Origin of the sequence: Pseudomonas sp. JV245A (genome assembly GCF_032424515.1) — a bacterium.
Lineage (GTDB): Bacteria > Pseudomonadota > Gammaproteobacteria > Pseudomonadales > Pseudomonadaceae > Aquipseudomonas > Aquipseudomonas protegens.
This window is the reverse complement of record NZ_VYKE01000119.1, coordinates 1-18,114: the sequence shown is the minus strand read 5'-3', so window position 1 is coordinate 18,114 and position 18,114 is coordinate 1. Positions and strand designations below refer to the sequence as shown.

Sequence of the window (18,114 nt, the reverse complement as noted above, 5' to 3'; positions counted from 1 at the left end):
TGGAAAAACTTGCGCTATCCAAGTAGCCGCCAAGGCGCCATTGATCAGCCGCGATGGAAATCCCCTCAAAGTCCGTGGGTGGTTTTTGGTATGGTGCAGCTCTTTTTAAAGGACTTGAGTTCATCCGCACGGAACAGCGTCGACCTCTATTCACCGAGAAGCTGTAGCAATGCCCGAAGCGATTCCGATCAAGGACCACGAGAAAGAAAGCCGCCTGGTCAACAAACGGCTGCTGGCCTGTGCCGTATTGGTGGTGGCCATCACCTGCGCCCTGGTGGCGCGGATGTATTTTCTGCAAGTGGTGGAGTTCGACTACCACTCCACCGTTTCCGAGAACAACCGCGTCCATGTGCTGCCGATCACTCCCACCCGGGGGCTGATCTACGATCGCAACGGCGTGGTCCTGGCGGACAACCGCCCCAGCTTCAACCTGACGATCACTCGCGAACGCACCACCGACCTCAAGGGCGAGCTGGACACCGTGGTCGATCTGCTGCACTTGCCCCCGGAAGACCGCACGCTGTTCGACAAGGAGATGAAGCAGGCCCGTCATCCCTTCGTCCCCGTGACCCTGTTCTATGAGCTCACCGAAGAGCAGATCGCCGTGCTCGCGGTCAACGAATACCGGTTGCCCGGCCTGGACGTGGAAGCCCAGTTCGTCCGCCACTATCCCCTAGGTGCACACTTTGCCCATTCCATCGGTTACGTCGGGCGGATCAACGAGAAAGAAGCCAAGGCCCTGGACTCGGTGGAGTACCGTGGCACCCAATCCATCGGCAAGACCGGCATCGAGAAATTCTACGAAGCCGAACTGCACGGCCATGTCGGTTATGAGGAAGTAGAAACCAACGCCCAGGGCCGGGTGATGAGAGTGCTCAAGCACACCGATCCGATCCCCGGGAAGAGCATCGTCCTGAGCCTGGACATCAAGCTCCAGGAAGCCGCTGAGGAGGCCCTGGGCGATCGCCGTGGTTCCGTGGTGGCTCTGGACCCGGCCACCGGCGAAGTCCTGGCCATGGTCAGCAAGCCAAGTTTCGACCCCAACCTGTTCGTCACCGGCATCAGCTTCAAGGAATACGCTGCGCTGCACGACTCCATCGACCGGCCCCTGTTCAACCGAGTGCTGCGAGGCCTCTACGCGCCGGGCTCCACCATCAAGCCGGAAGTGGCGATTGCCGGCCTCGATAGCGGCGTGGTTACCGCTTCGACCCGGGTCTTCGATCCGGGCTATTACCAACTGCCGGACTTCGACCACAAGTACCGCAACTGGAACCACAGCGGCGATGGCTGGGTGGACATGGACGCAGCGATCATGCGTTCCAACGACACCTACTTCTATGACCTGGCGCACAAGCTCGGCATCGACCGCCTGCACGACTACATGGCGATGTTCGGTCTGGGCGAGAAGGTCTCTCTGGACATGTTCGAAGAGTCTCCCGGCCTGATGCCCTCCCAGGCCTGGAAACGCGCCACCCGTCGCCAGCCATGGTTCCCGGGGGAAACCGTGATCCTCGGCATCGGCCAGGGCTATATGCAAGTCACGCCGCTGCAACTGGCCCAGGCCACCGCGCTGATTGCCAACAAGGGCGTGTGGAACCGTCCGCACCTGGCCAAGACCATCGATGGCGTGGCCCCGGTGGACGAGCATCCGATGCCCAACATCCTGCTGAAGAATCCCCGTGACTGGGATCAGGTCAACCACGGCATGCAGATGGTGATGCACGATCCCCGCGGTATCGCCCGCGCCGCGGCAGCCGGGGCGCAGTACCGCATCGCCGGCAAGAGTGGTACGGCCCAGGTGGTGGCGATCAAGCAGGGCGAGCGCTATGACCGTCTCAAGACCCGCGAGCGCAACCGTGACAACGCCCTGTTCGTGGGCTTCGCCCCGGCGGAGCATCCACAGATCGTGATTTCGGTGATGATCGAGAACGGCGAAGCCGGTGGTCGGGTGGCCGGCCCCGTGGTGCGGCAGATCATGGACGCCTGGCTACTGGACCAGAACGGCCACCTCAAGCCGCAGTACGCAGCCCCGGCCAAGGCCCCTGGCGATCCCCACGTCTGAATCATTTCAACATCAGGCTACCCGGCGCCGGCTCATGCTGACTGAGCATGTGCTGGATGCTCTGCAAAAACAGTACCTCGGCCCGGCTCATGCGCTGCTCGCGGTTCCACAGCAGGTGAATGTCGACATCGGCAATGCCTTCGTGTGGCGGCAGGCGCCACAGCAGCCTGGCGTCGACATCGGCGGCCACCACATGCTCCGGCAGGCAGCCGATGCCAAACCCGGCGATCACCAGGCGCCGTACTTCCTCCAGGCTCGGCGAGGAGGCGACGATGCGTCCGCTGAAGCCCTGCTGGTCACGGAAGATGGTCAGCGGCGAGAGCATGCCGCCGATCTGGTCGCTGGTGAAACTGACGAAGTTCTCCCGCTGCAGATCGCCCTCGGCCACGTCCTGACGCCCGAATAGCGGGTGATGCTTGCCGCAAAAAAATGCGTAGCGCTGCCGCAGGAACAGCCGTTGTTCCAGGCGTGGCTGTGGCCGCCGATTAAGGCTCAGGCCCAGAGTCGCGGTCTTCTCCTGCAGGGCGCTGACGATATCCGAGCTGCGCATCACCTCCACCTCCAGATCGACTCGCGGATGCTGACGATGGAAGTCGGCCAGAAAGTCATCGAAACGCTCATTGAAGATCCGGCTAATGATCAACAGCCGCACTTTGCCGATCACTTCGTCGGCGGGCTGTTCCAGCATGCTGCTGACCTGTGACATCTGGCCGTAGATCTCTCCGGCCAGTGCGAAGATCTGCTCACCCACTTCGGTCAGGGCAAAGCGTGGGCCGCGCCGGGCGATCAACTGCCGGCCCAGTTGTTCTTCCAGGCGCTTCAGGGCCTGGCTGACCGCCGGCTGGGTCAAGTGCAGGCGCGCCGCTGCACGGCTGATGCTCAGCTCCTGGCCAATCACCCGAAAGGTGCGCAACAGGTTCCAGTCGAGGCGGTCGTTGAGCAGGCGGCGGGCATCGCGGTCGGACATGGCAGGGGCTCTGGTTCGGGCTGTAGCTGAATAATAAGCCAGGATAATAATCGAGATAACCAATAGAAAATTGACTAATTATCCCCCGGAACGGATAAATCCACCCCAGACAGGAGCCAGCAGAAGCCCCTGCGCCCGACCCTTCCTCCTGCCAAAAAAATAATCAAGGGAGCCAACCATGAAGCCTTCCGCTTCGCCTCAGCCTCGCCGGGCTGCGGCCGCCGCCTTTATCGGCACCATGATCGAATGGTACGACTTCTACATCTACGCCACCGCCGCGGCGCTGGTGTTCGGTGCCTTGTTCTTCCCCTCCGACGACAAGCTGTTCAGCACCATGGCCGCCTTCGGCACCTTTGCCGTGGGCTTCTTCGCCCGACCTTTGGGGGGCATCATCTTTGGCCATATCGGCGACCGCATCGGCCGCAAGAAATCCCTGGTCATCACCCTGCTGATGATGGGCGTGGTCACGGTCTGCATCGGCCTGCTGCCAACTTATGCACAGATCGGTGCCCTGGCGCCGGTGCTGCTGATCCTGCTGCGCATCGTCCAGGGCATTGCCGTGGGCGGTGAGTGGGGCGGGGCGGTGTTGATGGCCGGCGAGCACGCGCCCAAGGGCCGGCGCAACTTCTTCGCGTCTTTCGCCCAGCTGGGCAGCCCGGCGGGGCTGATCCTTTCGCTGCTGGCCTTCAGCGCCGTGACCCGCCTGCCCGAGGACGCCCTGATGAGCTGGGGCTGGCGCCTGCCGTTCCTGGCCAGTGCGCTGTTGCTGCTGGTGGGCCTGGCGATTCGCCTGGGGGTCAACGAGTCGCCGGAGTTCCTCGCCAGTCGCGAGCTGGCGACCAGGTCGCAACGCAAGGAGCAGGCTCCGGTAATGGAGGTGCTGCGCACCGCCTGGCGTCCCTTGCTGTTGTGCATCGGCGCCAACACTCTGGGGATTGCCGGGGTGTATTTCACCAACACCTTCATGATTGCCTACACCACCCAGCAGTTGGAGATACCCCGTTCACTGATCCTTGAATGCCTGTTCGTGGTGGCGCTCATCCAGTTCTGCATCCAGCCCCTGGCCGCCTGGACCGCCGAGAAAATCGGCGCCACGCGCTTTCTATGCCTGGTGTCAGTACTGGCCATGGCCTCGCCCTATCCGATGTTCGTGCTGGTGAGTTCCGGGCAGGCGCCGCTGATGATCCTCGGCATCGCCCTGGCGGTGGTGTGCATGGCTTCCTTCTATGCGGTGATCGCCGGTTACGTCAGCGGCATGTTCGAGACCCGGGTGCGCTACACCGCGATCTCCCTGGCCTATCAGGTCTGCGGTGCCCTGGCCGGCGGCCTGACCCCGCTGATCGGCACCTGGCTGGCCCATCGGTTTATTGGCCAATGGTGGCCGATGGCGGTGTTCTACAGCCTGATCGCTGCCGTTTCGCTGATCTGCGTGCTGGCCCTGGCACGCCGGCACGCTCACGCCCATCGCCTGGAAATGGCATCCCACGCCTGATTGTCTGGAGAATCTGAAGATGTTGAAAATCAATGGCCAGCGCCTCTGGGCGAGCCTGATGGCCATGGCCGAAATCGGTGCCACGGCCCGTGGCGGCAGCTGCCGCCTGGCCTTGAGCGATGAAGACCGGGCCGGTCGCGAACTGTTTGCCCACTGGTGCACCGAGGCCGGCATGAGCCTGAGTGTCGACCCCATTGGCAACCTGTTTGCCCGGCGCCCAGGTAGCGACCCGGACGCTGCCCCGGTGATGATGGGCAGCCACCTGGACACCCAGCCCGAAGGCGGGCGCTTTGATGGGGTCTACGGTGTGCTGGCCGGATTGGAAGTGGTACGCACGCTCAATGACCTCGGGATCCAGACCCGCAAGCCCCTGGAAGTGGCGGTCTGGACGAACGAGGAGGGCGCGCGTTTCACCCCGGCGATGTTCGGCTCGGCGGTGTTCACCGGGGTCATGGCCCTGGACGCCGCCCTGGCGGTGCGTGACGTCGATGGCATCAGCGTCGCCCAGGCCCTGCAGCGCACCGGTTATGCCGGCAGCCGGCCCCTGGGCGCAGCGGTGGATGCCTACTTCGAAGCCCATATCGAACAGGGCCCGATCCTTGAAGACAACGCCAAGAGCATCGGCGTGGTCAGCGGCGGCCAGGCCATCCGCTGGCTCGATGTGCAGGTCGAAGGCCTGGCGGCCCACGCCGGTACCACGCCGATGCCGCTACGCAAGGATGCGCTGTACGGCGCGGCGCAGATGATTCTTGCAGTGGAGCAGTTGGCAGCGGACTTTGCCCCCCAGGGCTTGACCACCGTGGGTGAGCTGAGCATCGCCAAGTCGTCGCGCAATACCATTCCCGGCCTGTTGAGCTTCACCGTCGACCTGCGCCACCACCAGGATCGGCAGATCGCCGCCATGGAGCAGCAGGTCGAGGAACGCCTGCAGGCCATCGCCGGCCAGCGCGGGCTCAAGGTCAGTATCAGCCGGCACTGGGTCAGCCCGGCCACGCCATTTGATGCCGAGTGCGTGGCGGCGGTGCAGCAGGCGGTGGATGGCCTGGGCTACCCTCAGCAGTCCATCGTCAGCGGCGCTGGCCACGACGCCATCTTGCTGGCCCGCTATTGCCCGACGGCCATGGTGTTCATTCCCTGTGTCGGTGGCCTGAGCCACAACGAAGCCGAAGACGTGTTGCCCGAAGACGTGCGCCAGGGCGCCGATGTATTGCTTAACGCCGTGCTGGCCCGTGCCGGCCAGGTTGAATAAGGAGAAGGTCATGCGCAGTTTTTTCCACCCCGAACAGTTGCTCCACCATCCACGCAGCTACTACTCGCGCGGCCAGATGCGCATACCCCAGGAGGTGCCGGAGCGCGCCCAGCGCCTGGTGCAGGCCGCACACTCCCTGGGTTTTGCCGTCGAGCAGCCACGGGATGCCGGGATGGCACCGTTGCTGGCGGTACACGGCGCGCCGTACTTGGCGTTCCTGCAGGATGCGCACCAGGGCTGGAAGGACATCCCCGAAGACTGGGGCGATGAGGTGATGTCCAACATCTTCGTGCGTGAGCCCAATGCCCTGCGCGGGGTCCTGGCCCAGGCCGCGTGCTACCTGGCCGACGGTAGTTGCCCGGTGGGTGAGTCGACTTGGCGTGCAGCCTACTGGTCGGCGCAAAGTGCCGTCGCCGGGGCCCAGGCGTTGCTCGACGGTGAGCCGGCGGCCTACGCCTTGTGCCGCCCGCCGGGCCACCACGCCCGGTCCGAGGCGGCCGGGGGCTTCTGCTACCTGAACAATGCGGCGATCGCCGCCCAGGTCCTGCGGGACAAATACGCCCGGGTGGCGGTGCTGGACACCGATATGCACCACGGCCAGGGCATCCAGGAAATCTTCTACGAGCGCGCCGATGTGCTGTATGTCTCGGTGCACGGCGACCCGACCAACTTCTACCCGGGGGTGGCCGGGTTCGCCGAAGAGCGTGGCGCCGGGGCGGGGGAGGGCTACAACCTCAACCTGCCGATGGCCCATGGCGCCAGCGAAGGGGATTTCCTCGCCCGTCTGGAACAGGCCCTGGTGGCGGTGAAGGCGTTCGATGCCGAGGTGCTGGTGCTGTCTTTGGGGTTCGATATCTATGAACTCGACCCGCAGAGCAAGGTGGCAGTGACCCGGGACGGCTTCGCCATCCTTGGCCAGCGAATCCGCAGCCTGGGCCTGCCGTGCCTGATCGTCCAGGAAGGCGGCTATCACCTGGAAAGCCTGGAAGACAACGCCCGCGCCTTCTTCGCAGACTCTGGCGCCTGGGCCCTGTAGGCACCACCAGCCCCGCCCGCTCGCAGGAGCCGGCTTGCCCGCGAAAGGGTCCTCACGCCTTGCACCCGACTAAAGGCCCTCGTTCGCTGGCAAGCCAGCTCCTGCACAAGCTGGCATGCATTCGTCATAGAAGGCGGCCTGCCGGCAAAGGGGGCTCAAGCCCTGCGCTCGTCTCGGGGCCCTCTTCGCTGGCAGGCCAGTGCCAACGGGAGGGGGGCGTGCGGTACTTGCCATTTGCTTTACGTTAACGTCAAGATGCTCGAGCGCCCGTTCCACTGGCGCAGGTTTTGCTTGATCTCCAATGACAGGGTAAGCAATTCAGGGCTGCCCGATGATTCGGGCAAAGCCCCTTTACTGCCCCCTGAACCCGGTGTAGACATTGACCACGGCTTGCGTGCTTCGCGCAATCCAAGGGAGTGGAGCGGGATGCAGCGGGCGGACCGATTCGGAGCGCTTGATGACTCTTATAAAAACAATAAAGGGTGAGCAGCAACACGAAGCCCGGCTGGCCCGGGAACGGCTGCACCTGGAAGGCCAGATCCCCGACGGGGTTCTGCGTGCGGAAATCGATGCCTCATGGCGGCGCAGCCTCAGCCATGGCGTGCACTTTGGCAGCCAGCACCAACTGACCCTGGAATCCAGCGCCAGCCTCGAAGTGCTGCTGGCCAGCAACCGCCTGTTGCTGGACGCGGCGATCCCGGCCATCGACTACCTGAGCCAGCATCAGGGCAAGGACGGGATGATCATCCTGGCCAATGCCGACGCCACCATCCTGGCCATCGAAGGCCGCGCCGACCGTCTCAAGGACAGCGGCGTGCAGGACATCACCCTTGGCGCCTGCTGGAGCGAAGCCACCCGCGGCACCAACGCCCTGGGCACGGCCCTGGTGGAGGCCCGGCCGACCCTGATCGACTGCGGCGAGCACTACCTGGACCGTCTCAGCCATTTCTCCTGCACCTCGGTGCCCATCCAGTGCCCCCAGGGCGAGATTCTGGGCGTGCTCGACCTGACCCGCGAAGGCCCCCTGGGCCGGGCCCAGGACAGCACCGCGCTGCTGGCCATGGCGGTCAGCCAGATCGAAGCCCGGGTGTTCCATGCCACCTACCCGGAGCAGATCGTCCTGGCCTTCCACAGCCGCCGGCAATACCTCGAATCACCGTGGCAGGGGCTGCTGGCCCTGAGCCTGGGCGGGCAGATCCTCGCGGTCAGCGGCCAGGCCTGCCAGTTGCTCAACACCCCGCGCGCAGCCCTGGTGGGCCGGCGCTGCGAAGAGTTCCTCGGGGTCGATGGCCTGCAACTGCTCGCACGCCTGCAACAGGGCGCCGTGGGCAGCCTGCAAACCGCCAAGGGCGAGCTGTTCTACAAGGCCCTGCGGGCGCCGCAGCCAGCGCTCAACCTGCACCGCGCGCAACGCAGCGCTCCGAAAGCCGCAGCCATGCCCCAGGACCTGGAAGCCCTGGCCGGGGGCAACAGCCGCTACGCCCGCACCTTGCGCATGGCCCGTCAGGGCCTGGCCAATGACCTGCCAGTGTTGCTACTGGGCGAAACCGGCACCGGCAAGGAAGTCCTGGCCCGGGCCCTGCACCGCGCCGGCAGCCGCGCCGAGAAACCCTTTGTCGCGGTCAACTGCGCGGCGATCCCCGAAGGCCTGATCGAGTCGGAACTGTTCGGCTATCGCGAAGGCGCCTTCACCGGCTCGCGTCGTGGCGGCATGATCGGGCGCCTGCAACAGGCCCACGGCGGCACCCTGTTCCTCGATGAGATCGGCGACATGCCCCTGGCCCTGCAAGCCCGCCTGCTGCGCGTGCTGCAGGACCGCAAGGTGGCGCCCCTGGGGGCCGGCGAAGAACAGGACATCGACATCGCCCTGATCTGCGCCACCCACCGCGACCTCAAGCAGCAGGTGCAGGACAAGGCTTTTCGCGAAGACCTGTTCTACCGGGTCAACGGCATCAGCGTGCTGTTGCCGGCCCTGCGCGAACGCGAAGACCTGCAGCCCCTGGTGGACAGCTTGCTGGCCAAGCTCGGTGGCGCCCAGGTGAGCCTTAGCGATGAGCTGCGTCGGCTGCTGGCGGACTACCACTGGCCGGGCAATATCCGCCAGCTGGAGATGGTCCTGCGCACCGCCCTGGCCCTGCGCGAAGACGGTGAGTGCCACATCGGCCTGGAGCACCTGCCCGACAGCATGCTCGACGACCTCAATGCCAGTGCCCGACCGCAGACCGGGAGCATCCGCGAGAACGAGCTGGAGCTGATCCGCAGTGCCCTGGACAACCACCAGGGCAATGTCTCGGCGGCAGCGGACGCCCTGGGCATCAGCCGCGCGACCCTGTACCGCAAGCTCAAACAGTTGCGTGCCTGATGCGGCGCCTGATCACCCGGCTGGTGGACAGCCGCGACCCCCAGGCCCTGAGTGCCGCCCTGGGCTGGCTCTACAGTTTCGTGCGGCCCCATCGGCTGGCCATCGGCGGCCTGCTGGGGCTGTCGGTGTGCGCCTCCCTGCTGGTGCTGGTGCAGCCCTGGCTGACCAAGCTGCTGATCGACGACGGCCTGCTGGCCCGGGACTTCCCGCGGCTGGTGCTGGTCGCCGCGCTGATGATCGGCGCCGGGCTGCTGGGCACCGTGCTCTCCGGGGTCAATCGCTACCTGCATACGCGCCTGTCCGGACGCATCCTGTTTGCCCTGCGCGACGATCTCTATCGGCATCTGCAGCGCCTGTCGCCGAGCTTTTACGGTCAGCGGCGGATCGGCGACCTGATGTCGCGCCTGGATGGCGATGTGGCGGAGATCCAGCGCTTTGCCGTGGACTCATTGTTCTCCGCCGTGTCCAGCGTGATCGGCCTGGTGGTGGCCCTGGCCATGCTCCTGACCCTGTCCTGGCAACTCTCGCTGCTGGCCCTGGTGCTGATTCCCCTGGACGTGCTCTGGCTGCGCTGGATGCGGCGCAAGGTGGAGCGCGATGTGCGCCAGTTGCGCGAGCGTTCCGCGGACATGTCCTCGTTCATGGTGGAAACCCTGCCGGTGATGAAGTTCATCCAGAGCGCCGGCCAGCAGCAGCGCGAGGCCCGGCGCCTGGATGGCCTTGGCCAGGGCTACCTGCAACAGCTGCTGAAACTGCAAGTCACCGAGTTCTTCACCCAGGCGGTGCCCGGTACCCTGACCTCGTTGTCCCGGGCCTGCGCCTTCCTGATCGGCGGCTACTGGGTGGTGCAGGGCACCTGGCAACTGGGGGCGCTGATTGCCTTTTCCACCTACCTGGGCATGGCGGTGGGCCCGGTGCAGAGCCTGTTGGGCCTGTATGTGGCAATCCAGCGCATGACCGTGAGCCTCGGCCGGGTCATGGAGCTGCGTGGCGAGGAACCGGGCATCAGCAACCCCGAGGCGCCGCTGCCGGTGCCGGAGCAGGGCGAGCTGCATTTTCACGCAGTGCACTTTTGCCACCCGGGCCGCGGCTCGACCCTGCAGGGCATCGAGGCGCGTATTCCCTACGGTCGCAAAGTGGCCCTCAGCGGCACCTCGGGCGCAGGCAAAAGCACGCTCATCGACCTCTTGCAGCGCCACCACGACCCCCAGTCCGGGCAGGTGCTGCTGGGCGGCGTCGATCTGCGTCAGCTGGACCTGGCGCAGTTGCGCCGGCGGGTGGCGGTGGTCAGCCAGGATATCGTGCTGTTTCGCGGCAGCCTGGCGGACAACCTGGCCTACAGCGTGCCCGATGCCAGCCGCGAAGCCGTGGCCGAAGTGGCGCGGCTGGCGCAGTTGCAAGGGCTGATCGAGTCCCTGCCCGAAGGCCTGGATAGCCCCCTGGGGGAGCGCGGCCAGCAATTGTCCGGCGGCCAGAAACAACGCATCGCCATTGCCCGGGCGCTGCTCCAGGACCCGATGATCCTGGTGCTGGACGAAGCCACCTCGGCGGTGGACGAGGCCACCGAGCGCGAGGTGATCGAGGCCATCGACCACCTGTTCGCCGGGCGCACGCGGATCCTCATCAGCCACCGACCCTCGACCCTGGCCGATGCCGAACTGCGCTTCGAATTGCGCGATGGCGTACTGCATGCGCTGGAGGTGGCCCATGAAGCCTGAGCTGCGCGTCGGCGTGATCGACAGCGGCCATGCCGCCCATCAGCGGGTGGCGGGCGGACGACGCTTCTTCCTGCAGCCCGAAGGGATAGGCCAGGGCCCCTTGCAGGAAGACGCCCTGGGCCATGGCAGCGCGATCATCGAGGCCATCGGCCAGCGCGCGCCGACGGCGCAGGTTTATGTGGCCCAGGTGTTCGACCGGCGCGCAGTCACCAGCGCCGCGCAAGTCAGCGCCGCGCTGCACTGGTTGCTTGCGCAGGACGTGCGCCTGATCAACCTGAGCCTGGGCCTGCGCCAGGATCGCGATCTGCTGCGCCAGGCCTGTGCCGCGGCCGAGGCCCGCGGGGTGCTGTTGTGCGCATCCAGCCCGGCCCAGGGCGAGGCGGTGTTTCCGGCCAGTTACCCCGGGGTGCTGCGCGTCACCGGCGATGCGCGATGCAGCGCGCAGCAGTGGTCATGGCTGAACACCGCCCAGGCTGATTTCGCCGCCTGCGTGCGCGGCAGCAGCCCGGGGCAATCCGGCGCCAGCCTGGGGTGCGCGGCCCTGAGCGGGCATATCGCGGCCTACCTGGGTACCCACCCGCAAGCCGACAAGGCCCAGGTCCGGCAGTGGCTGCAGGACAACGCCCACTACCAGGGGCCGGAACGCCGGCAACAGCCATGCACACCATCCTGATCCTCGGCGCGGGGCCGGCCGGGGCCGCAGTGGCCCTGGGGCTGCGCCGCCTCGGCTATCCGGTGACCCTGGTCAGCGACTGGCGACGCTTTCCGGCCCTGGAAGGGGCCTCGCAGCGGGTGCTTGAAGCCTTGCGCGGTGCCGGCCTGGAACAGGCGCTGGCCCAGGCCCTGCAACCGTCCCAGCGGCGGGTGGCATGGAACGGTGCAGAACATGCGCAGAATATCGAATACCTGCTGGATCGCCCGGCCTTCGACCGCGGCCTGCGGGAGGCCTTGCGCGAAGCACAGGTCAAGCTGATCGAGGGCCGGGTGCTGGGGGTGCAGTCCAGCGAGGCCGGGCATCGGGTCCAGGTGCAAGGGCAGGGCGAGGTGCGCGGCGAGTTCCTGGTGGAGGCCCGTGGCCGGCAGGCGCCGGTGCTGGACAAAGCCTTGCGCCAGGGGGGCGGCAAGGGCCTGCGCGGCCCGGAAACCGTCAGCCTGCTCAACCGCTGGCAGGGCCCTGGCGGCAGCGCCGCCAGCGCGGTGCACAGCCTGGAGGACGGCTGGGCCTGGATGGCCCGGCGCGAGGACGGCCAGTGCTACTGGCAACTGACCCTGGATGTGGAGAGCGCCGGGCTGCCGGGCAAGGCGCAGTTGCTGGAGTACTGTCGCCAGCGCCGTCTGGGCTCGGCCATGGCCCGGGAATTCTTTGCCGGTGGCCAGGAGCAGCAATTGCACCTGCATGCCCGCAGCAGCACGGCGATCCTCAACCCCCAGGCCTGTGGCGCGAACTGGCTGCGGGTCGGCGATGCGGCCATGGCCGTGGACCCTTTATCCGGCAACGGCATTTTCCAATCCCTGTCCTCGGCGTTGCAGGCCCCGGCGGTGATCAACACCTTGCTGCAGCAGCCGCAACGTGCAGCGCTGGCGCAGCGTTTTCACGGGCAGCGGGTGGAACAGTTGTTCCTGCGTTTTGCGCGCATCGGCCGGGACTTCTACGCCGACGAGCAACGCTGGCCCGAGCAGCCGTTCTGGCAGGCCCGCCGGCAGTGGCCGGATTGCCAGCCGGCGCACCGTGCCGTGGACTTTTCGGCCTTGCGCATCGAGCGCGCCCCGGTGCTGCGCGACGGCCTGGTGGATGAAGCCGAAGTGGTGATCACCCCGGACCAGCCCCTGGGCATCTGGCATGTACAGGGCGTGGAACTGGCGCCGCTGTTGCGCCGTTTGCGCAGCCAGGGGGCGGCCCAGGCCCTGGCGCAACTGAGCCCGGACCAGAATCGGCTGATACGCAGCTGGTTGCTGGCCCAAGGCTACCGCCCCTGAACGGGGATCGTAGGAGCGAGCTTGCTCGCGAACCGCGCAGCGGCCATCCACCGGAGTGAACCCGCGGTCTTTTTCGCCGGCAAGCCGGCTCCTACAGGGGGCACCGGGAGCTGGCGCAGCCCCCGGGCTTGCACTGGTCAGCTACGGGGGTTGAGGTACACCCGCTGGCCGCCTTTCCAGGTTTCGCAGACCTTGATGTCGCGAATCCGGGTGGCCGGGAACTTCTCGTCCAGTGGGTCCTGCTCGAGGATCACGAAGTCGGCGAAGTTCTGGTCCTGCAGGGAGCCGGTCCAGGCCTCGGCATGGCACTGCCAGGCAGCGTCGTAGGTGATGGCTTTCAGCGCCTGCTTGCGGGTCAGGCACTGGCCCTCATTGAGGATGGGTTGCAGGCGCGGGTCATGGACGAACTGGTTGTCATGATTGCGGATGCCTTCCATCTTGCGGGTCACCGCCTGCTCCATCGAACGCAGGGGGCCCAGTGGGGTCACCGAATAGTCGCTGTGCAGGGAAATCCGCAGCTCGTGGTCCAGGGCCGATTTGCAGAGGTCGAGCATGTTGTGTGCCTTCTTTTCGAAAATGGCTTTATCGAAGGCGTAGCCCCAGTAGCCGACATGGCCAATCAAAAAGCTCGGTGACAGGCCCAGGCGCTGCATGGTTTCCAGGGTGCTTTTGCTCAGCAGCGAGCAGTGTTCGATGCGATGGCGCTTGTCCAGGCCGCTCTGGCCCTGCAGGGCCAGGTCATAGGCCTGCAGAGTGAATTCGATGGCCTGGTCGCCGTTGGCATGAATCATCAGCGGCCAGCCTTTTTTCACCGCCGCGTGGATAAATTCCTGGTATTTGACCGGGAGTGTTTTCGGGGTGTCCTCGCCCTTGTCGCACAGATTGAAGTTGCCCACCGGGCGGTCTGTCTCGCAGCAGTAGGGCGCGACCTGATAGCCGGTCAACCCCTGGTTGGACCCGTCCGAGATCACCTTGATCGAGCCCTGATACATATGCCTGGCCTCTTCCCGCGTGGCCGGCCGATAGTCCGGCAGCAGCTTGAGGGCTTCGAGCGAGTTGTTGCAGGCGGCGGCGTAGCCGATCCGCAGCGTTCTGGGGTGGGACAGGAAGTAGGCGTTCAATACCAGCTTCGACAAGGGGTCCATCATCGCGTCGTACAGCAGGGTGATCCCGCGGCTGGCCGCGGTGGCGAAGAAGGTGTCCAGGCGCTCGAAGATCTTCAGCATTGCAAGCTTCTGCCTGGCGGGAATCGACAGGATCCCGGCCACTATCTGGGTTTCCTGCAGCACGCCGTTCTCGACCATGACCCCGGTTCTTTCATGCACCAGATCCCGGGCCGCCGTGTTCATGTAGGCGGTGTGCATGGAGGCGCTGATCAGCAGCATCGGCCGCTTGGCCTCGATGGTGTCCAGGTAGCCCTCTTCGGGCGTGTCGCCACATTGCAGGGTCATGAGTTGGTTCAGGCCGCCCGGCACCACCTTGAACGGCATCAGCGCCGGATCGACCAGGTGCCCGAGGACCCAGCTCGTGCTGTCGTCGGGGAGGTTGTTCTGGATGGTTTCCTTCAGCCAGCCCCAGGTATAGAGCGGCCGCAGGCGCTGGCTGTTTTTCTCTGGCGCCTGCTGGCTATCGCCGTCGTCGGGCTCGATGGCGCCCAGGTTCAGCCAGCCATCCATGGCGCAGCTCTGCACGATGTGGGCGTGGGGCTCGACCAGGCCGGGCAGCAGGGTCTTGCCGTGCAGCGACTGCTTCTTGTAGTCGATGCCCAGGGCCTGCATGCGGGCTTCGACGGCGGCCAGGGTGCCCGCGGCGACCACGTCGCCGGCATGGATGCCCAGGGCTTCGACCCGCTCATCCATGTTGCCGTCGCGCAAGGGGTAGATGATGCCGTCATGAAACACCAGGGACTCGCCGTTCGCGTCCCTGGCCGGGCCCTGTGCCGCGTTGGGGTGGCTGGCGATATAGCTGGCGGGGTCGAGGGTGTCTTTCAACGCTTCCCAGACGGGGTTGTGGCAGCCGCACTGGATGTAATCGTGATCATTTCCATTTGATCCCATGATGCTTTCCTCGGGTTTTCGGTGGTGATGAGGCGTTGTGGGGGGATGAGCCCAGGCTCTTCAAACGAGGTGGCCAGCCGGCTCGGGCTGAGCGTAGCAGTGCTTTGCACGGCGAACAGGGCGGTCGTCGGGGGGCGCCGGACCACCTCCGGCGCCCCGGGTGGGGCGGTTGGCGCGGGGCGGATCAGAGCTTGATCAGCACTGATTTCAACTCGGTGTAGTGTTCGATGGCCGCGTGGCCCATTTCCCGGCCAAGCCCGGACATCTTGTAGCCGCCAAACGGCAGTGCCGGGTCCAGGGCACTGTGGCAGTTGACCCACACCGAACCGGACTTGATCCGCGGAATCATCCGGTGCACCGCCGCCAGGTCGTTGGACCAGATGCTCGCGCCCAGGCCGTAGGGGCTGTCGTTGGCCATGCGCAGGGCGTCGGCCTCATCGTCGAAAGGAATGGCCACCAGCACCGGGCCGAAGATCTCTTCCTGCACCAGCGAATGCTTCTGGTCCACATCCACTATCACCGTCGGCTTGACGAAATACCCCGGGCCGAACTGTTCGCCGCCGCAGGCGATGGTGGCGCCGCTTTCGCGACCCATCTCGATGTAGCGATAGACCCGCTCCTGCTGGCGCGCGGAAATCAGCGGGCCCATCTCGACGCTGGCGTCCAGGCCATTGCCCAGCTTCATGGCATTGGCGATGCCGGCGATGTCGGCTACCACCTTGTCGAAATGCTTGCGCTGCACATACAGCCGGGAGCCGGCGCAGCAGACCTGGCCCTGGTTGAAGAAGATCGCGCTGGCAGCTCCGGCCGCGGCGCTGGCCAGATCGGCGTCGGCCATGACGATGGTTGGCGACTTGCCCCCCAGTTCCAGGGTTACCCGGGTCATGGAGTCCATGGCGATCTTGCCGATTTCCTTGCCCACGGCGGTGGAGCCGGTGAAGGTCAGCTTGTCCACCAGGGGGTTGCGGGTCAGGGCACTGCCGGCGGTGATGCCGGTGCCGGTGACGACGTTGAACACGCCGTCGGGGTAGCCGGCTTCCTGCACCAGTTCGGCCAGTTTCAGGGCGCTGAGCGGGGTTTCGTCCGCCGGCTTGAGCACCAGGGTGCAACCGGTGGCCAGGGCCGGGCCGAGTTTCCAGCAGGCCAGCAGCAGCGGGAAGTTCCAGGCGACGATGGCGCCGACCACGCCCACGGCTTCGCGGCGGATAAAACTGTGGAACTGGTCGTCGGGCATCAGCGGCAGCGAGACCTCGACGCTTGAACCCTCGATCTTGGTCGCCCAGCCGGCCATGTAGCGCAAGAAATCGATGGACAGTTGCACGTCCATGGCCTGGGCCACGGCGGCGCTCTTGCCGTTGTTCAGGCATTCCAGCTGGGCCAGCAGTTCGGCGTCGCGCTGCATCAGGTCGGCGAGTTTCCACAGCAGGTTCTGCCGCTCCCGGGGGCGGGTGCGGGTCCAGGGCGAATCGTCGAAGGCCTGGCGTGCGGCGAGCACTGCGCGGTCCACATCGTCCACCGTGGCCCGGGGCACCAGGCACAGCTGTTCGCCGGTGGCGGGGTTGCGCAGGGGCATGGTCTGGCCGTCGCCGGCCTCGGTCCAGTGGGCACCGATCAGCATGCGCGGGGCGCGCTGGATAAAGGCCGTGGTAGCGGCGAGCAGTGGGGCAATAGCCATGGCGAAGCCTCTTGTTGTAGGTGAGGCAGGGGCTTTCGCAATGGCTGTGCCAGTTCCACCCAGGCGCCGCGGCCCCGCTATGGCAGGGCCTGGGGCGCAGCACCGGGGCTTGCGCGGCGGCAGTTTTTCGCAAACTGCGACAGCCCGGTGAGATTCAAGAGACGCATCGGCTGGCAGGTTCCGGGGGCCGGCAGGGGGCTCTAGATGTGCAGCCAGGCCAGGGTGCCCAGCAGCACGCTGCCGCCGGCCGCGCCGTAGGCGAGCTTCTTCAGCCATTCCTTGCGGGTCAGCAGGGTGATGGCCGCCATCGAAATGGCGATCTGGATCGCCATCATCGCCTGGGCCCAGCGATGATGCTGGTGCAGCGCGGCTTCCGATTGCTCGTCCCAGTCCCGAGCCTCGGCTTCCAGGGCCTCGGCCTTGAGGCGCACCGCTTCCTTTTCCTTCTGGTAGCGCTGGGCTTCGATGCCGTAGTGCGCGGCATCGACTCCGGGAATGTGGGTCGCCAGCTCCGCCAGGTTCTGCCGGCTGGACTTGGCCTGGTAGTAGCTCCACTGGTTGGCGGCTTCGGTCTTTTTCATCGCGGCATTGTTCTTGTCCATCGCCGCCAGGCTCTCCGAGGAGCCGGCCTGATAGCTCAGGAGCGCTCCCAGGGTGGCCATGATCGCCGTCATCACCGCGATCTTGCTGGCGAAGCGGTCACTGCGCGCGTGGGCTTGTTCGCTCACGTGTTCCAGGTGCTTTTCGTGGGGGCTGGGCACATCGAAGTCTTCGGTCATGGCGATCCGATCGGCTGGGTAGGGAGTGTTTCAAATTGTATCCATGGCCACTGGCGCCAGCAGGGCCAGTGTGAGTTCGTTCAGCTGGCCGACAGCCTGGAGCTGTGGGCCCAGGCCGGAAGGGCCGCGCTTGGGATCAAGGTTGACCATTTCGCGATAATCGAAAAGAAGTTCTCGTTAGACGGTCGCCAGCTGGCCTTTCTAAAGTAGGCGCTTCGAATCCGTGAGTACTTCCCATGCCCATTTACCCGAGGCCTGCATGGGCCCTGTGCGCCCTATTGGCCGGTTGCACCCTGGGGCCGGAACGGCCGCCCGGCAGCACTGTGCCCCTGCCCGTGAGCCACCTGGACGCAGCGGCCGAGCAGGGGCTTGACCAGTGGTGGCAGCTCTATCGTGACCCTGGGCTCAATGCCGCGGTACAAGAAGCCCTGAGCCAGAACCGCGACTTGCGGATGGCTGCGGCCAACCTGCTTCAGGCCCGGGCGCTGCTGCGCGAAACCGATACCCTGCGCCAGCCTTCCACCCAGGTGACGGCCCGCGCCGGCTACGGCAGTACCGCCGACGACCAGCTGGAAGCCGCCTTGCAGGACAGCCAGCACATCCGCACCGGCAGCCGCTATGGGGTCGGCCTGGATGTGCAGTGGGAGGCCGACCTGTTCGGCCGCCTGCACGGCCTGGCCGATGCCGCCCGGGCTGATGCCGAGGCGGCCCGGGCCGCCGAAGATGGCCTGCGGGTGGTG

Annotated in this window: 13 protein-coding genes; 9 read left to right on the top strand and 4 right to left on the bottom strand. The window is 65.9% G+C overall.

Annotated features, from left to right (window positions below):
* Window positions 1–169 precede the first annotated feature (169 nt).
* Window positions 170–2,062 (top strand): penicillin-binding protein 2, encoded by a 1,893-nt coding sequence (gene mrdA / locus F6S12_RS24120; RefSeq protein WP_161467374.1) that lies wholly within the window; start codon window positions 170–172, stop codon window positions 2,060–2,062.
* Window position 2,063: 1 nt separating this feature from the next.
* Here mrdA and F6S12_RS24115 read toward each other — a convergent pair whose 3' ends face one another.
* A complete protein-coding gene (locus F6S12_RS24115) occupies window positions 2,064–3,029 on the bottom strand; it encodes a LysR family transcriptional regulator (protein ID WP_152686337.1) in 966 nt (321 codons plus the stop codon).
* Between the two features lie 178 nt (window positions 3,030–3,207).
* Between F6S12_RS24115 and F6S12_RS24110 the strand changes: the two genes are divergently transcribed.
* The 7 genes from F6S12_RS24110 (at window position 3,208) to F6S12_RS24080 (ending at window position 12,863) form a co-directional block, all read left to right on the top strand.
* A complete protein-coding gene (locus F6S12_RS24110) occupies window positions 3,208–4,521 on the top strand; it encodes an MFS transporter (RefSeq protein ID WP_152686336.1) in 1,314 nt (437 codons plus the stop codon).
* A gap of 19 nt (window positions 4,522–4,540) precedes the next feature.
* Window positions 4,541–5,770, top strand: a complete 1,230-nt coding sequence (locus F6S12_RS24105; RefSeq protein WP_161467375.1) for a Zn-dependent hydrolase — start codon at window positions 4,541–4,543, stop codon at window positions 5,768–5,770.
* 10 nt (window positions 5,771–5,780) lie between these two features.
* On the top strand, window positions 5,781–6,806 hold the full coding sequence (locus F6S12_RS24100) for a histone deacetylase family protein (protein WP_015636457.1): 1,026 nt from the start codon (window positions 5,781–5,783) through the stop codon (window positions 6,804–6,806).
* A 457-nt stretch (window positions 6,807–7,263) separates the two neighbouring features.
* Window positions 7,264–9,168 carry a sigma-54-dependent Fis family transcriptional regulator gene (locus F6S12_RS24095; protein ID WP_072445019.1) on the top strand — a complete coding sequence of 635 codons (1,905 nt, stop codon included), beginning with the start codon at window positions 7,264–7,266 and terminating at the stop codon, window positions 9,166–9,168.
* A complete protein-coding gene (locus tag F6S12_RS24090) occupies window positions 9,168–10,886 on the top strand; it encodes an ABC transporter ATP-binding protein (protein ID WP_315869390.1) in 1,719 nt (572 codons plus the stop codon). Before F6S12_RS24095 ends, F6S12_RS24090 begins: the two co-directional genes overlap by 1 nt.
* On the top strand, window positions 10,876–11,559 hold the full coding sequence (locus F6S12_RS24085) for a S8 family serine peptidase (protein ID WP_210483447.1): 684 nt from the start codon (window positions 10,876–10,878) through the stop codon (window positions 11,557–11,559). Before F6S12_RS24090 ends, F6S12_RS24085 begins: the two co-directional genes overlap by 11 nt.
* On the top strand, window positions 11,544–12,863 hold the full coding sequence (locus F6S12_RS24080) for an NAD(P)/FAD-dependent oxidoreductase (RefSeq protein WP_315869389.1): 1,320 nt from the start codon (window positions 11,544–11,546) through the stop codon (window positions 12,861–12,863). The genes F6S12_RS24085 and F6S12_RS24080 overlap by 16 nt, the downstream gene beginning before the upstream one ends.
* Window positions 12,864–13,000: 137 nt before the next feature.
* Here F6S12_RS24080 and F6S12_RS24075 read toward each other — a convergent pair whose 3' ends face one another.
* From F6S12_RS24075 to F6S12_RS24065, 3 genes are all read right to left on the bottom strand, one after another.
* Window positions 13,001–14,920 (bottom strand): amidohydrolase, encoded by a 1,920-nt coding sequence (locus F6S12_RS24075; protein WP_315869388.1) that lies wholly within the window; start codon window positions 14,918–14,920, stop codon window positions 13,001–13,003.
* 184 nt (window positions 14,921–15,104) lie between these two features.
* Window positions 15,105–16,595, bottom strand: coding sequence for an aldehyde dehydrogenase family protein (locus F6S12_RS24070; protein WP_015636451.1), 1,491 nt, complete (start codon window positions 16,593–16,595; stop codon window positions 15,105–15,107).
* Window positions 16,596–16,795: 200 nt separating this feature from the next.
* A complete protein-coding gene (locus tag F6S12_RS24065; RefSeq protein ID WP_041774389.1) occupies window positions 16,796–17,374 on the bottom strand; it encodes a DUF4337 domain-containing protein in 579 nt (192 codons plus the stop codon).
* Window positions 17,375–17,610: 236 nt separating this feature from the next.
* Here F6S12_RS24065 and F6S12_RS24060 point away from each other — a divergent pair.
* A partial coding sequence (locus F6S12_RS24060; protein WP_315869387.1) for a TolC family protein occupies window positions 17,611–18,114 on the top strand: 504 nt, incomplete at its 3' end.

Excerpts from the sequence above, each read along its gene's own strand:
- F6S12_RS24095 (WP_072445019.1), top strand. The coding sequence starts at position 7,264 with ATGACTCTTATAAAAACAATAAAGGGTGAGCAGCAACACGAAGCCCGG.
- F6S12_RS24100 (WP_015636457.1), top strand. The coding sequence starts at position 5,781 with ATGCGCAGTTTTTTCCACCCCGAACAGTTGCTCCACCATCCACGCAGC.
- F6S12_RS24080 (WP_315869389.1), top strand. The coding sequence starts at position 11,544 with ATGCACACCATCCTGATCCTCGGCGCGGGGCCGGCCGGGGCCGCAGTG.
- F6S12_RS24065 (WP_041774389.1), bottom strand. The coding sequence starts at position 17,374 with ATGACCGAAGACTTCGATGTGCCCAGCCCCCACGAAAAGCACCTGGAA.
- F6S12_RS24090 (WP_315869390.1), top strand. The coding sequence starts at position 9,168 with ATGCGGCGCCTGATCACCCGGCTGGTGGACAGCCGCGACCCCCAGGCC.
- F6S12_RS24105 (WP_161467375.1), top strand. The coding sequence starts at position 4,541 with ATGTTGAAAATCAATGGCCAGCGCCTCTGGGCGAGCCTGATGGCCATG.
- F6S12_RS24070 (WP_015636451.1), bottom strand. The coding sequence starts at position 16,595 with ATGGCTATTGCCCCACTGCTCGCCGCTACCACGGCCTTTATCCAGCGC.
- mrdA (WP_161467374.1), top strand. The coding sequence starts at position 170 with ATGCCCGAAGCGATTCCGATCAAGGACCACGAGAAAGAAAGCCGCCTG.
- F6S12_RS24075 (WP_315869388.1), bottom strand. The coding sequence starts at position 14,920 with ATGGGATCAAATGGAAATGATCACGATTACATCCAGTGCGGCTGCCAC.
- F6S12_RS24110 (WP_152686336.1), top strand. The coding sequence starts at position 3,208 with ATGAAGCCTTCCGCTTCGCCTCAGCCTCGCCGGGCTGCGGCCGCCGCC.
- F6S12_RS24085 (WP_210483447.1), top strand. The coding sequence starts at position 10,876 with ATGAAGCCTGAGCTGCGCGTCGGCGTGATCGACAGCGGCCATGCCGCC.
- F6S12_RS24115 (WP_152686337.1), bottom strand. The coding sequence starts at position 3,029 with ATGTCCGACCGCGATGCCCGCCGCCTGCTCAACGACCGCCTCGACTGG.